Origin of the sequence: Streptomyces sp. NPDC021224 (genome assembly GCF_044332905.1) — a bacterium.
Lineage (GTDB): Bacteria > Actinomycetota > Actinomycetes > Streptomycetales > Streptomycetaceae > Actinacidiphila.
On sequence record NZ_JBIRPW010000001.1, the window covers coordinates 427,640 to 440,230 of the forward strand.

12 protein-coding genes are annotated in these 12,591 nt (G+C 73.7%); 2 read left to right on the plus strand and 10 right to left on the minus strand.

Annotated elements, in window-relative coordinates; all coding sequences use genetic code 11:
* Positions 1 to 15 precede the first annotated feature (15 nt).
* Entirely contained in the window at positions 16 to 660 is a 645-nt protein-coding gene (locus tag ACH4PY_RS01855) for an ArsR/SmtB family transcription factor (RefSeq protein ID WP_398174733.1), read from the minus strand.
* Positions 661 to 778: 118 nt separating this feature from the next.
* On the opposite strand from ACH4PY_RS01855, the gene ACH4PY_RS01860 reads away from it, so the two are divergent.
* On the plus strand, positions 779 to 1,051 hold the full coding sequence (locus ACH4PY_RS01860) for a hypothetical protein (RefSeq protein ID WP_398174736.1): 273 nt from the start codon (positions 779 to 781) through the stop codon (positions 1,049 to 1,051).
* A gap of 55 nt (positions 1,052 to 1,106) precedes the next feature.
* On the opposite strand, the gene ACH4PY_RS01865 is transcribed toward ACH4PY_RS01860, so the two are convergent.
* From ACH4PY_RS01865 to ACH4PY_RS01875, 3 genes are all read right to left on the minus strand, one after another.
* Entirely contained in the window at positions 1,107 to 1,511 is a 405-nt protein-coding gene (locus tag ACH4PY_RS01865) for a type II toxin-antitoxin system VapC family toxin (protein WP_398174739.1), read from the minus strand.
* Positions 1,504 to 1,788 (minus strand): type II toxin-antitoxin system Phd/YefM family antitoxin, encoded by a 285-nt coding sequence (locus tag ACH4PY_RS01870; RefSeq protein ID WP_398174742.1) that lies wholly within the window; start codon positions 1,786 to 1,788, stop codon positions 1,504 to 1,506. The genes ACH4PY_RS01865 and ACH4PY_RS01870 overlap by 8 nt, the downstream gene beginning before the upstream one ends.
* A gap of 115 nt (positions 1,789 to 1,903) precedes the next feature.
* The gene (locus ACH4PY_RS01875; RefSeq protein WP_398174745.1) at positions 1,904 to 5,065 is read right to left on the minus strand and encodes an amidohydrolase family protein; all 3,162 of its coding nucleotides are present in this window, start codon (positions 5,063 to 5,065) and stop codon (positions 1,904 to 1,906) included.
* A 188-nt stretch (positions 5,066 to 5,253) separates the two neighbouring features.
* On the opposite strand from ACH4PY_RS01875, the gene ACH4PY_RS01880 reads away from it, so the two are divergent.
* On the plus strand, positions 5,254 to 5,676 hold the full coding sequence (locus ACH4PY_RS01880; RefSeq protein WP_398174748.1) for an RbsD/FucU family protein: 423 nt from the start codon (positions 5,254 to 5,256) through the stop codon (positions 5,674 to 5,676).
* Here the strand turns inward: ACH4PY_RS01880 and ACH4PY_RS01885 are convergent.
* The 6 genes from ACH4PY_RS01885 to ACH4PY_RS01910 all read right to left on the minus strand — a co-directional run bounded on the left by ACH4PY_RS01885 (position 5,651) and on the right by ACH4PY_RS01910 (position 12,403).
* Positions 5,651 to 7,162 carry a sensor histidine kinase gene (locus ACH4PY_RS01885; RefSeq protein ID WP_398174751.1) on the minus strand — a complete coding sequence of 504 codons (1,512 nt, stop codon included), beginning with the start codon at positions 7,160 to 7,162 and terminating at the stop codon, positions 5,651 to 5,653. The two genes, ACH4PY_RS01880 and ACH4PY_RS01885, sit on opposite strands and share 26 nt — an antisense overlap.
* 1 nt (position 7,163) lies before the next feature.
* The gene (locus tag ACH4PY_RS01890; RefSeq protein ID WP_398174754.1) at positions 7,164 to 7,901 is read right to left on the minus strand and encodes a response regulator transcription factor; all 738 of its coding nucleotides are present in this window, start codon (positions 7,899 to 7,901) and stop codon (positions 7,164 to 7,166) included.
* Between the two features lie 168 nt (positions 7,902 to 8,069).
* Positions 8,070 to 8,855, minus strand: a complete 786-nt coding sequence (locus tag ACH4PY_RS01895) for a hypothetical protein (protein ID WP_398174757.1) — start codon at positions 8,853 to 8,855, stop codon at positions 8,070 to 8,072.
* Positions 8,856 to 8,904: 49 nt separating this feature from the next.
* On the minus strand, positions 8,905 to 10,125 hold the full coding sequence (locus ACH4PY_RS01900; protein ID WP_398174760.1) for an ABC transporter permease: 1,221 nt from the start codon (positions 10,123 to 10,125) through the stop codon (positions 8,905 to 8,907).
* Positions 10,122 to 11,048: an ABC transporter ATP-binding protein gene (locus ACH4PY_RS01905; RefSeq protein ID WP_398174763.1), complete on the minus strand. Its 927-nt coding sequence runs from the start codon at positions 11,046 to 11,048 to the stop codon at positions 10,122 to 10,124. The genes ACH4PY_RS01900 and ACH4PY_RS01905 overlap by 4 nt, the downstream gene beginning before the upstream one ends.
* Complete coding sequence (locus tag ACH4PY_RS01910) at positions 11,048 to 12,403, minus strand: efflux RND transporter periplasmic adaptor subunit (RefSeq protein WP_398174766.1); 1,356 nt, start codon at positions 12,401 to 12,403, stop codon at positions 11,048 to 11,050. The genes ACH4PY_RS01905 and ACH4PY_RS01910 overlap by 1 nt, the downstream gene beginning before the upstream one ends.
* Between the last annotated feature and the right edge of the window lie 188 nt (positions 12,404 to 12,591).

Below are 12,591 nucleotides of genomic sequence, written 5' to 3' on the forward strand. Positions count from 1 at the left end.
GCCTCCGGGCCGCTGTCAGAATTCGTCGGGCGCGGGCCGCCTGGGCCGGCCGTCGTCGTCGGGCGCTTCGTCCGCCGGAGGCAGTTCCGGCCTCGTGCCGTCGTCCGGGAGCATCACCAGGCGGACGGCCATCTGGTGGGCGTCCGGCGGGTGTTCGCCGGGCGCGGTGGCGTACTTGTGCAGCAGGGACTCGTACTCCTCGGCGAAGGAGGCCACCTGTTCCTTCGTCATGCGCAGGCCCGCGCGATGGATCTGGTTCCAGCCTGCCCCGGTGTCGTATCCGGCGTAGGCCTTCACGACCAGGCTCAGGTCGTGCGTCATCTTGAGGGCGCCGAGTTTCACGGCGGCCTCGCGCTCGTCCTCGGCCAGGTGCAGGCCGGGCGGGGTGTGGATGTTGGTCATCAGCGACTTCCACCAGCGCTCGCGCCCGTTGGCGCGTTCGTCGACCTCGGCGATCAGTTTGAGGTCGGCGAGCTTGCGCAGGTGGTAGCTGGTGGTGCCGGTGGATTCGCCGAGGGCCTTGGCGACGCTGGTGGAGTTCGCCTCGCCGTGCTCGCCGAGGTAGCTCAGGATGTCGCGGCGCACCGGGTTGGACAGCGCCTTGTAGAAGGCTTTGAGGTCCGGGCCGGTGAGCACTCTGCGCTCGGGACGCTCGCCCATGGCCGCCAGCATAGTGCAGAGCTTCTCTGCAACCATCGCAGAAGTTGTTTGCAGAATATCTCTGCAATGCCTACGGTGGTCAGGAGGCGCCACCGGCGCCGCGGGATGCGGGGGACCCATGTCTGACGCGCTGGACGCCCGGCTGCGGGACGAGATCGACGACCAGGTGGCGGAGGCCTTCGACGCCTACCTGTCCGACCGCCTGAGCGAGCCCGGCCCGCTGCGTACCGCCCTGACCGGGGCGCGCGGCGCCCGGGTCGTGCTGGGCACGGTCGCGCTCGGCGCCCTGGCGACGGCCTTCGCACCGGACGGCGGCGCTGCCGTCTACTGGATCTGGGGCGGCATAGCCGCGATCGACATCACCTGGCTCCGGGCCGGCCACCGCCGCTGACAGCCGCCGGGGCCCGCGAGCAATGCCGCGGGGCCGGCGCGGGCGCCCCGGAAGCTCAGAGTGGCACGACGTCCAGCGCCTGCTCCAGGCCCTTGAAGTCGTCGGCATTGCGTGTGAAGAGGGGGAGCCCTCGCACGGAGGCGACGGCGGCGATCATCAGGTCCAGCCTGCGGGGCCGGGGGTCCCGGCCGGACGCGAGGGTGAGCGCGACGAGGGTCCCGTATCGGGCGGCCGCGTCGCCGTCGAAGGGCAGCGGGTCGAAATCCGCGACGGCCGCACCGAGCTTTTCCATCCGGGCCGCTCGGGTCGCGGGATCCTTCGCCATGGCCACGCCTTGCTGGAGTTCGGCCAGCGTGACGGCCGTCAGTTCCGGCGCGTGGGGAAGGTCCGAGGCATCGAGGAGGCCCAGGTCGATATAGGTGCAGGTGTCCAGGACACCGGACTGGTGGCGCTCAGTCACGAGTACGCTCCCAGGGGTCCTGATCGTTGTCGCCCACGCGGTCGGCAGTGCCGAAGAACTCTTCCGCTTCCTGACGCATCTGCTCGTAGTCGACCTGCGGCAGCCCCCGATGCCGCGCCACCAAATCCTCCGCGCTCGGCCGTCGCCGCCGGACCAGCGGACGCAGCTCGGCGACCTCGGTCCCGTTACGCGTGATGTGGTACGTCTCGCCCGCCTCGACCGCGTCCATGACTGCTGCGGAGTTGTTGCGGAACTCGCGCTGAGTAATGGTCTTCATTTCATGACCGTAGCACACTGTGTCCCAGTGGGCTACACGCAAGGGCGGGACTGCCCCGTCCCGAGGCGGCCCAGGGAGATGCCGGGCCTCCCGCAGAGGGAGGCCCGGCGGGGCCTCAGCAGCAGCCGTCGTGGCGGTGTTCCGGTCGGTGCCACCAGTAGGCCTTCTGGGCCGGGGTCCGGGGGACGTCCTCGGAGCGGAGGGGGGTGGAGGGGGCCGGGCGGGGTGGGGTCGAGGTCAGGGAGTCGACGGAGTGGAGGGCTCCCGCCGTCATCACGTGGTGGACGGCGGCCGCGGCCTGGATGTCGGTCAGGGGGTCGCCGGCGACGAGGGAGAGGTCGGCGAGTTTGCCGGGTTCGACCGTGCCGAGGTGGGGGGTCATGCCGAGGGTGCGGGCGGCGGTGACGGTGGCGGCGCGGAGTGCCTGGTAGGGGGTGGCGCCGTAGCGGACCATCGTCTGGAGGTTGAGGTGGTAGTAGATGGCCGCGGGGACGAGGGGGCTGTCGGTGCCGACGCCGACCTGGGCGCCGCGGGCCAGCAGGGCGGCGACGGTGGCGCCGTGGTGGGAGGTGAAGGCGATCTCGTCGACGGGCTCGGTCGCCTGGGCGGCGGCGACGGCCCCGCTGAAGTCGGCGTATTCGAGGGTGTTCATGAGCGAGGTGAGGCGCGGGTCGCCGACGGCCCACTCGGCGTAGCGGAAGAGGCCCGCGCGGGTGGTGGCCAGGCCCGCGCCGGACAGGCCCATGGTCGGGGTGAAGGACATGCCGGAGGCGACGAGCGGTTCGGTGACGTCCTCGTGGGTGTGGCCGAGGAAGGTCTCCTTCTGGCGGCGGCCGTAGCGGCTGGTGCCGCCGAGGTGTTCGGCGCCGTCCGCGCCGAAGGTGAGCGGGCCGAAGAGGTAGTGGGAGGTGGCGGGCAGGCCGAGGCGGTGGACGGAGCGGACGGCGGCGCGGTGCAGCGCGTACGGCAGCCGGACGTACGCCTTGAGCAGGTCGTGGCCGAGGGCCTCGGCCTTGGCGACCTCGCGTTCGACCTCCTCCTGGCTGGTGGTGGGGCGGCCGACGCCGTAGTAGAGGCGGTTGCCCTCCAGGGCGTCGCCCGCGGCGAACAGGCGGGGGCCGACGCGGCGGCCGGAGTCGACGGCCTCCTTGGTCTCGACGGAGACGTAGTGCGCGCCGCCCGGGGAGCGCAGGGTCGTGACGCCGAAGGCCAGCCACAGCTTGAGGGTCTCGGCGCGCTGCCAGGGCGCGTGCTCGTGCAGGGCGACGAGGCCGGGCATCGCGGTCAGTTCGCGCGCGTCGACGGTGCGGTGGCCGGTGACGGCGCCGCGCCGGACGACCTCGGCGACGCGGTTGCCGTCCACGACCACGTCCACGTCGTGCCGCAGCGACGGCGAGGTGCCGTCCCACAGCGCCCCGACCTGGACGACGATGCGGCCGGACGGGCGGGCCTGGCGCCACGTCAGCTTCGTCGGGACGGTCGTGGCGCGGCCGGTGCGCGCGTCGGCGAGCCGGATCGTGCCGTCGCGCAGGTAGACCAGGGAGCGCGAGTCGGCGCTCCAGCCGGGCGCGTCCGCGGTCTCGCCGTTCAGTTCGCGCGCGGGGCCGGTGGGGCGCCCGGCGGTGTCGAGGGCGCTGACGTGCAGGGTGCCGCCGACGACGTACGCGGTACGGGTGCCGTCCGGGGAGTGGACGGGCCCGGCGTCTATCCGGTTGGACAGGCACGCGCCCGGCACCGGGTCGTCGTAGACGACTTCGCCGCTCGCGAGGTCGACGGTCAGGACACGGTTGGCGCCCTCGCGGTAGCGGGCGGTCGCGGGCACGAGCGAGACGACCGACAGCTTGCGGCCGTCCGCGGTGTAGGTGGGCTTGCCGAAGCCGCTGAGCGGGCCGGTGACGTTGCGGACGGCGCCGGTCGCGACGTCCACCGTCATCAGGATGCTCGACCAGTAGAGGAAGGCGACCGTGGCGCCGTCGGGGCTGAAGACGGGCGCGGACAGATACCCCTGGAGGTCGGTGAGCTGCCGGTTCGCGCCGGTGGTGAGGTCGTGCAGCCACAGGTCGGCCGCGTTGCCGCCGCGGTCGCTGACGTGCACCAGCGAGGTGCCGTCCGGGTGCCAGGCCGGATCGGTGTTGACCGCGCCGTCCGAGACGACGGCCCGCGGCGCCGAGCCGATCCGGCCGACCCAGATGTCGCCGAGCGCGGCGAAGGCGATACGGCCGCCGTCCGGCGCCAGGCACGGGCCGATGACGCCCTTGACCTCGCGCGGCGCGGTGGAGTCGAAGTCGCGCGGCGACGGCCGCTCGGGGACGCGCGGCACGGTGAGGTGGGCGGCGAACGGCACGTCCCGCACGGCGGCCGCCGCGCCGAGCGTACGGCGGCGGATCCGGCCGTCCGCGGTGTAGAGCACCGCGTCCGCGCCCGTCCAGCGCGCGGCGAACGGGAAGACCTCCTCGCCCTCGGCGGAGACCGCCGTACCGTCCACGACGAGCCGGGCGGCGGACGAGGTGAGGTGGACGTACGCGAGCTTCGTGCCGTCCGGGGAGAAGGACGGGCCCGCGACCTGGCCCTCCGGCACGGTGACCAGCGTGGTGCGCACCCCGTCGGCGTCGACCTGGACGACGGACCGCGGGGCGTCGGCGGTGCCCGCGGTGAAGACCAGGGCCCGACCGTCCGGGCGCCAGGACGGCTGCGCCTCCTGGACGGTGACGTCAGTGCCGGTGGTCCAGCGGCGGGCCTCGCCGGTGTGCAGGTCGAGGACGTGGACGACGTAGTGGCCGTCCGTCTCGGCGGTGTACGCGACGCGGGTGCCCTCCGGGGAGAAGCGCGGCTCGCGGTGGTCGAGGGCGCCCTCGGTGAGGCGGCGGGCGCCGGTGCCGTCGATACGGGCGAGCCACAGCTGGAAGTTGGCCTCGGCGTAGGACTGGTAGACCAGGTGGCGGCCGTCCGGGGAGACGTCGGGCTCGCTGGCCTCGGTGTCGATGCCGGTCAGGCGGCGGGCCTCGCCGCCCGCCGCGGGGAGCGTCCACAGCATGTTGAGCAGGTCGAGGACGATCGTGCGGCCGTCCGGGGTGAGCACTGCGGAGGCGTTGGTGGCGGAGGTGACGGTGACCGGGCGCGGGGAGCCCTCGGCTAACGCCGGGGAGCCGTCGGGTTCGGCGGTGGCCGCGGCCGCGTCGGGGGCGAGCCCCGCGAGCGGACCGCCCAGCCAGACCGCGCCTGCGCCGGCCGCGGCGGTGCCGCCCTGCCGGATGAGTGATCTCCGGGAAATCTCCACGGATGTGCCCCCTGTTCGTCGGATGGCGCTCGGCGCACCGGCCGGGCCGCGCGGCTGGAGGGTGGCACACACCCCTTGAGCGGGTCTTGCTGATCGTTTTGCCGCGCGGCTAGGGTCACCGTGACGACGGGAGAGATCCGATGTCTCCCGTTGCGCCGGCGCCCCGCACTCCACCAGGAAGTCCCCGCATGCTGCGCTATCAGCTCACCCACCCGACGATTCTGGCCGCCCTGGCGTCCGCGGGGCACGGCTCCCGGATCCTGATCAGCGACGGCCACTACCCGCACACCACCGGCGCCCACCCCGCCGCCGAGCGCGTCTACCTCAACCTCGCGCCCGACCGGCTGCTGGTCACCGAGGTGCTGGCCGCGCTCGCGGACGCGGCCCCGATCGAGGCCGCGACCGTCATGACGCCGCCCGAGGGCACCCCGGAGCCGGAGGTCTTCGCCGAGTTCCGCGCCGCGCTCCCGCAGCTCCCGGCGCTGGACACGCTCGACCGGTTCGCCTTCTACGACGCCGCGCGCGGCCCCGACACGGCCCTCGTCGTCGCCACCGGCGACCGCCGCACGTACGCCAACCTGCTGCTCACGCTGGGCGTCCGGCAGGGCTGACGGGCGCGAGCGGCAGCCGGACGCGGAAGGTCGCGCCGCGGCCCGGCGCGGTGTCCAGCTCGACATGGCCCGCGTGCGCGGCGACCAGCGCGGCGACGATGGAAAGGCCCAGGCCCGCGCCGCCGCCGCCCGCCCTCGTCCGGGAGGCGTCGGTGCGGTAGAAGCGCTCGAAGACGCGGGCGGCCTGCGCCTGCGCCAGGCCCGGCCCGGTGTCGGCGACCTCCAGCACCCCGTAGCCGTCCTGCGTGCCGACGCCGATCCGGACGGGCGACCCCGGCGGGGTGTGGGCCACCGCGTTGCCGACGAGGTTGGCGACGACCTGCCGCAGCCGGGCCTCGTCCCCGAGCACGGGCGCGGCGGCGGGCGCGCCCTCGCCGCCGGGGCCGGTGAGGGCGACCTTGCGGGCCGGGTCCAGCGCGGTCGTGTCGTGCAGCGCGTCCACCGCGAGGGTGCGCAGGTCCATCGGGGCGAGCTGGACGGGCCGCAGCTCCTCGGTGCGCACGAGCGTGAGCAGGTCCTCGACGAGCCCGCCGAGGCGTACGGCCTCGCTCTCGATACGGGCCATGGTCCGTCTGACGTCCGCCTCGTCCGGCAGCGCCCCCATCCGGTACAGCTCGGCGAAGCCGCGGATGCCCGCGAGCGGGGTGCGCAGCTCGTGGCTGGCATCGGCGACGAAGCGGCGCATCTGCTCCTCGGACTCCGCGCGCGCCGCGAAGGCCGACTCGATCTGCGCGAGCATGCCGTTGAGGGCGGAGGCCAGGCGGCCCGCCTCGGTGTGCGGGGAGGCCGCGGGCATGCGGTGCGACAGCGGGCGGCCCTCGGCGATTTCCACCGCCGTCGCCTCGATGCGCCGCAGCGGCCGCAGCCCGGCCCGTACCGCGAACCAGCCCGCCACCCCGAGCAGCGCGGCGACCACCGCGCCGATGAGCCAGAAGGCGGTGCTCAGGCGGGAGGTCGTGGACGACACGTCGTCCAGCGAGGCCGCGACGACGACACCCGCGGGCGGGGTGCGGCCCGACGCGGACGCGGTCGCCGTGACCGGCATGATGAGCACCCGCCAGCGCCCGCCGCCGTGGTCGCTGGCGACGTCGAAGGGCTTGCCGAGCCGCCCGGCGAGGGTGTCGGCGTCCAGCCGCGGCCACAGCGGGCGCGGGTCGCCCGCGGCGACGGGCAGCCGGAACTGGTCGGAGATATGGCCGTCCGCCGACGCGAAGGCCACCACGAACTGGCTCGGCAGCCACGGCCGGTTGCCGGGCCGGATGGTGCGCGGCTCCGGGACGCCCTCGGTGCCGAGCCGCTGCGCGAGCGGGCCGCCGTACCGCTCCAGCTGCTGGTCGACGCGCTGCACCAGCCGCCCGCGCACCGAGCCGAGCACCACGGTGTCGCTCACCGCGAGGCCCAGCAGCACGAGGACGAGCGACAGCAGCACCAGCCGGGAGCGCAGCGACAGCGCGGAGGGGCGCCATCGCGTCAGCCGGGTGCCCATGTCAGTGCTGCGGCTGCGGCGGGCGGCGCAGCACGTAGCCGACCCCGCGCACGGTGTGGATGAGCTTGACCGCGCCGTCCGTGCCCGCGTCGACCTTGCGCCGCACGTACGAGATGTACGACTCGACGATGCTGAGGTCGCCGCCGAAGTCGTACGCCCACACGTGGTCGAGGATCTGGATCTTGGAGACGACCCGGTCGGCGTTCGCCATCAGGTACGCCAGAAGTTTGAACTCGGTCGGCGACAGCGACACCGCGCGGCCCGCGCGGGTCACCTGGTGGCCGACGGTGTCCAGCTCCAGGTCGCCCGCGACCAGCCGGCCGTCGTCGGTGGGGCCACCGGTGCGGCGCAGGATGGCGCGGATGCGGGCGATCAGCTCCTCCAGGCTGAAGGGCTTGGTCACGTAGTCGTCGCCGCCCGCCGTCAGACCGCTGATCTTGTCCTCGACGCCGTCCCGCGCGGTGAGGAAGAGCACGGGGATGTGGTCGTCGGCGGCCGCCCTGCCGTGCCGCCCGGCCTCCTCGCGCAGCCGCCCGACCACGGCGAAGCCGTCCATGTCGGGCAGCATCACGTCGAGGACGACGAGGTCGGGCCGCTGCCGCGCGACGGCCGCGAGCGCCTCCGTGCCGGTCGCCGCGGAGTCGACGTGGAAGCCGACGAAGCGCAGCGACGCGGACAGCAGCTCCCGGATGTTCGGTTCGTCGTCGACGACGAGGAGCCTGGCCTCGGGCGTGTCCATGGTGCGGCCTCCTGGACCTTCGGAGTCGGTGTCCTGCCGGTCCGGTCAAACGGAAGAACGGTGGGGCGGTGGGGCGGTGGGGCGGCCGGGCGGCCGGGACGGACGTACGGTGGCGCGGCCTGGTGTCGGCCGCGCCACCGTACGTCCCGGAGCTGTGAACGCCTCCGGTCAGTTGCCGCCGCCCGTGCCACCGGTGGCGCCGCCCGCTCCGCCGCCCGCGCCTCCGCCGCCTCCGAAGCCGAAGCCGCCGCCGAAACCGGTCGGCAGGGTCGCGCCCTCGGTGACGGTGGTCGCGGAGAGGTTGCCGGAGGAGTCGGTGGTGCCGCGGACGGTCACCGTCTGCCCGGCCTTGAGGTCGGAGACCTTGCCCTCCTTGGACTCCGTGACCTTCGTCGAGCCGCTGGTGGTGACCTTGACGGTGTTGCCCTGCGCGTCGGTGAGGTAGATCGTGTCGCCGTCGACGAGCTTGACCGTGCCGAAGGTCAGCCCGCCGCCCGCGCCCTGGCCCGTACCCGTGCCCGTACCGGCACTCGTGCCCGTGCCCGTACCGCCGAAGCCGAAGCCGCGGCCGCCGGTGCCGGCCGTGGCGTCCGCGCCGCTGCGCGCGTTGCCCGCGGCGGCGAAGGGGTTGCCGGACGACGAGCCCTTCGCGTGGTGCTTCTCGACGTACACGCCGCCGATGAAGGCGCCCGCCGCGACGATGCACGCCGACAGGGCGAGCGTCAGCCAGGGCAGCGCGCGGCGCGGCGGCGCGGCCAGCTCCGCCGAGATGTCGCGGGCGTCCGGCGGCTCGGCGAGGATGTCCTCGGGCCGCACCGCGGGCAGCCCGCCGCCCTCGATCACCTCGGAGCCGCGCTGGACCACCACGGCGCCGGTGTGCTCCTCCGGGACGAGCGGCAGCAGCTCCGTGTCGGAGTCGTCCGCCTTGACCAGCTCGGAGCGGCGTCGCGCCATGGCGGCCCCTTCCTCTCGTTCCTCGTGTCTGATCGTCGTCATCGTGATGTCACTCGTGCCGCAGGGCCTCGATGGGCCGCAGGCCCGCGGCCCGGTTGGCGGGGTAGCCGCCGAAGAACAGGCCGATGGCCACGGCGATGGCGAAGGCGCCCCACACCGACTCCGGGATGATCACCGGTTTGATCCCGACGATCGTGAAGTGCGAGCCGATGAGCCCGCCGACCACCCCGAGCCCGCCGCCGATGAGCGACAGCAGCGTGGACTCCGCCAGGAACTGCCCGAGGATCAGCCCGCGGGGCGCGCCGATCGCCTTGCGGATGCCGATCTCCCGGGTCCGCTCGGTCACCGTCACCAGCATGATGTTGGTGATGCCGATCCCGCCGACCAGCAGCGAGATCGCGGCCACCGCGCCGAGCAGCACCGTGAAGGTCTTGTTGGTGTCGGACTGCGTGTCCAGCAGCGACTGCTGGCTGCTGACCTGGAAGTCCAGCGAACTGGCGTCCTTGAGCCCGTGCTGCGCCATCAGCACGGTGGTGATCTCGCTCTGCGCGTCGGTGGTCGCGCCCGAGGAGGTCGCCTCGACCAGGATCTGGTTGACCGAGCCGAAGCCGGTGAAGGCGTTCTGCACGGTCGGCAGCGGGGCGATCACCGTGTCGTCCGGGTCCTGGAAGCCGGTGCCGCCCTTGGTGGCCAGCACACCGACCACCGTGAAGGGGGTGCCGCCGATGACGACCTTCTTGCCGACGGGGTTCACCGTGCCGAACAGGTCGGTCGCGGTCGTCGAGCCGATGACGGCGACCTTGCGGGTGTTGAGGACGTCGTCGGCGGAGAAGTAGTCGCCCCTGTCCACCTTGCTGTTGGACGCCTCGAAGTACGCCGGGTAGGTGCCGACGACCTGGCCGACCGTGTGCGACGTGCCGTCGTACACCGCCGTCTGGGACGTCGTGACCTCCGGCGCCACCGACTTCACGTGCGGGGCGGACGTGGTGTCGGCGAGCGCCCGGGCGTCGTCCACGGTCAGCGGCTTGGTGCCGGTCGAGGAGGACGCGCCGCGGCCGCCGCCGAAGCCCGTACCGGAGGTGATGGTCAGCGAGTTGGTGCCGAGCTTCTCGATGGAGTCCTTGACGGACTGCGAGGAGCCGTTGCCGACCGCCAGCAGGATGATGACGGCGGCCACGCCGATCAGCACGCCCAGCATCGTCAGCGCCGAGCGCACCTTGTTGGCGGCCAGGCCGCCGACCGCGAAGCGCAGCGTCTCCAGGGGGTTCACCGCGCACCCCCCGCCGGTCCGGCGATCGCCTGCGGAACGGTCCGGGGGGCGCTGCCCGTCTGCGGGGCGCTGCTCGCGAAGAGCGCCGCGTCGCGCAGCGCGGGCGGCGGGCCCTCGACGGGCGCCTGCCGGACGTCGGCGACGATCTGCCCGTCCACCAGCCGCACGACGCGCTTGGCGTGCCGGGCGACCTCGTCCTCGTGGGTGATCAGGACGACGGTGCGCCCCGACGCGTTGAGCCGGTCCACGATCGAGAGCACTTCCTCCGTGCTGTGGCTGTCCAGGTTGCCGGTCGGCTCGTCGGCCAGCAGCATCGCGGGCGCCGTGACCAGCGCGCGGGCCACGGCCACGCGCTGCTGCTGGCCGCCGGACAGCTCGTTGGGCCGGTGGTCCATCCGGTCGGCGAGGCCGACCAGCTCCAGCGCCGCCATCGCCCGGCGGCGCCGCTCGGCGGTCTTCACCCCGGCGTAGGCGAGGGGGAGTTCGACCTGCGCGAGCGCGGGGGTGCGCGGCACCAGGTTGAACGACTGGAAGACGAAGCCGATCTTGCGGTTGCGGACGAGCGAGAGCTGGTGCTCGTCGAGACCGCCGACGTCGATGCCGTCCAGCAGGTACCGTCCGGCGGTCGGCACGTCCAGGCAGCCCAGGATGTTCATGAGCGTGGACTTGCCGGAGCCGGAGCTGCCCATCACCGCGACCATGTCGCCCTGTTCGACGACCAGGTCCACACCGGGCTCCTCGCCGGACACCGCGTCGGGCGGGCCGCCGAGCGCGCGCACGGTCGCGTCACCACTGCCGTACGTCTTGCGCAGCGACCGCACCTCGATGACCGGGGGCGGGCCCCACGGGCTCTCCTCCACCGCTTCCTCGGGCGGCGCCGCGCCCCCTCTGCGGTGGGCGCCGCCGCCCAGGCCGAACCTCATCAGCGGCCACCCGCGCCCTGCCGGAAGCCACCGCCGCCGCCCGCGCCGCCGAAGCGGTTGCCGCCGCCGAGGTTGCCGAGGCCACCGGGGAAGGCGCCGCTCGGGAAGCCGCTGCTGCCGGTCGAGGCGACCGTCGGGATCTGCACCTGCTGACCCTCCGTCAGGCCCGCGGTGATCTGGTCCGTCGAGTCGCCCTCGACGCCCACGGTCACGGAGGTGCGGGTGGTGGAGCCGTCCTTGTTGACGAGCAGCACGGTGCGGTTGGTGCCCGTGCCGGACACCGCCGCGGTCGGCACGGTGAGCGTGTCGGACGCGGTCGCCGTCGTGACCTGGATGCTGGCGCTCAGCCCCGTCCGCAGCGCGGACGTGTCGCTGGTGATCTGGAGCACCGCCGGATACTGCACGGCGCTGCCGGACGAACCCGCCCCGGACCCCGAACTGCTGCTCGCCGGGAGCGAGCTGATGGACAGCACCTTGGCGTCCAGCACGGTGCCGGACTGCGCGTTGAGGGTCACGGTGGCGGCCTGGCCGGCCTTGATCTTGAGCGAGTCGGCCTCCGAGAAGTTCGCGGTGACCTGCATGTTCGCCGGGTTCGTCAGCACGATGAAGCCGCTGAGCGAGCTGGAGGAGGAGCTGCTCCCGGTGCTGGAGCTGCCGGAGCTGCCGCCGCTGCCTCCGTTGCCGGAGCCGCTGCCGGACGTGCCGGAGACGGTGTCGCCCTTCTCGCCGTCGACCGAGGCGACCGTGCCGGCGACCGGGGCCTTGAGCGTGGTGCCGTCGACCGCGCGCTGGGCGGCGTCCACGGCGTTCTGCGCCTGCGTGAGCTGGGCCTGCGCCTGCGCGAGCTGCACGGGATCGACCGTCGGCGTCGGCGAGGGGGTGGGCGAGGACTGCCCGCCGCTGCGCCCGGAGTTGCTGTCGGAGTTGCTGCCGGAGGAGGACGAGGCGGGCACCTCACCGGCCTCGACCTTCGTGAGGTTGGCCTCGGCGGCGTCGAGCGTCGCCTGGTCCTGCTGGAGGGTCGCCTTCGCGTCCGTCGCGTCGACCTTGGCCAGCACCTGGCCCTTCTTGACCTTGTCGCCCGGCTTGACCTTCACCTCGGTGAGCGTGCCGCCCGTGGTGAAGTTCAGGCCCGCGTCACTGGGCGAGACAAGGGAGCCGGAGCCGGAGACCGTGGCGGAGACCGATCCCCTGGAGACCGTCGCCACCCGCGCGGTGCCGCTGCCGGTGGACTTGGCGCCGTCGTCGTGGACGGCCGCGTAGGCGCCGCCGGCGCCCGCGAGGACGACCACGCCGAGCACCGAGTTGATCAGGGCGGCCCTGCGCCGCCGTGGGAGCACCTTCATGGTCCGCATCCTGGCGGGACACTCCTTTGATGCCCTGGGAGGAGCCTGGGAGTTCCCTGGGAGGACAAAAGCCCCTTGTCCGCCAATACGCCGCATCCCGCCCGCAGGCGTGCCCGTCTCATCCCCTCCGTACGGTTCTGCTCCCCGGGAACTCACAGGCCGCGGTCGGGCGGCGCCTACGTGCGTGCGGTTCAGTC

Bases quoted from the DNA above. Each gene is read 5' to 3' on its own strand.
- ACH4PY_RS01855 (WP_398174733.1), bottom strand. From the start codon at position 660: ATGGGCGAGCGTCCCGAGCGCAGAGTGCTCACCGGCCCGGACCTCAAA.
- ACH4PY_RS01860 (WP_398174736.1), top strand. From the start codon at position 779: ATGTCTGACGCGCTGGACGCCCGGCTGCGGGACGAGATCGACGACCAG.
- ACH4PY_RS01870 (WP_398174742.1), bottom strand. From the start codon at position 1,788: ATGAAGACCATTACTCAGCGCGAGTTCCGCAACAACTCCGCAGCAGTC.
- ACH4PY_RS01880 (WP_398174748.1), top strand. From the start codon at position 5,254: ATGCTGCGCTATCAGCTCACCCACCCGACGATTCTGGCCGCCCTGGCG.
- ACH4PY_RS01885 (WP_398174751.1), bottom strand. From the start codon at position 7,162: ATGGGCACCCGGCTGACGCGATGGCGCCCCTCCGCGCTGTCGCTGCGC.
- ACH4PY_RS01890 (WP_398174754.1), bottom strand. From the start codon at position 7,901: ATGGACACGCCCGAGGCCAGGCTCCTCGTCGTCGACGACGAACCGAAC.
- ACH4PY_RS01895 (WP_398174757.1), bottom strand. From the start codon at position 8,855: ATGGCGCGACGCCGCTCCGAGCTGGTCAAGGCGGACGACTCCGACACG.
- ACH4PY_RS01905 (WP_398174763.1), bottom strand. From the start codon at position 11,048: ATGAGGTTCGGCCTGGGCGGCGGCGCCCACCGCAGAGGGGGCGCGGCG.
- ACH4PY_RS01910 (WP_398174766.1), bottom strand. From the start codon at position 12,403: ATGCGGACCATGAAGGTGCTCCCACGGCGGCGCAGGGCCGCCCTGATC.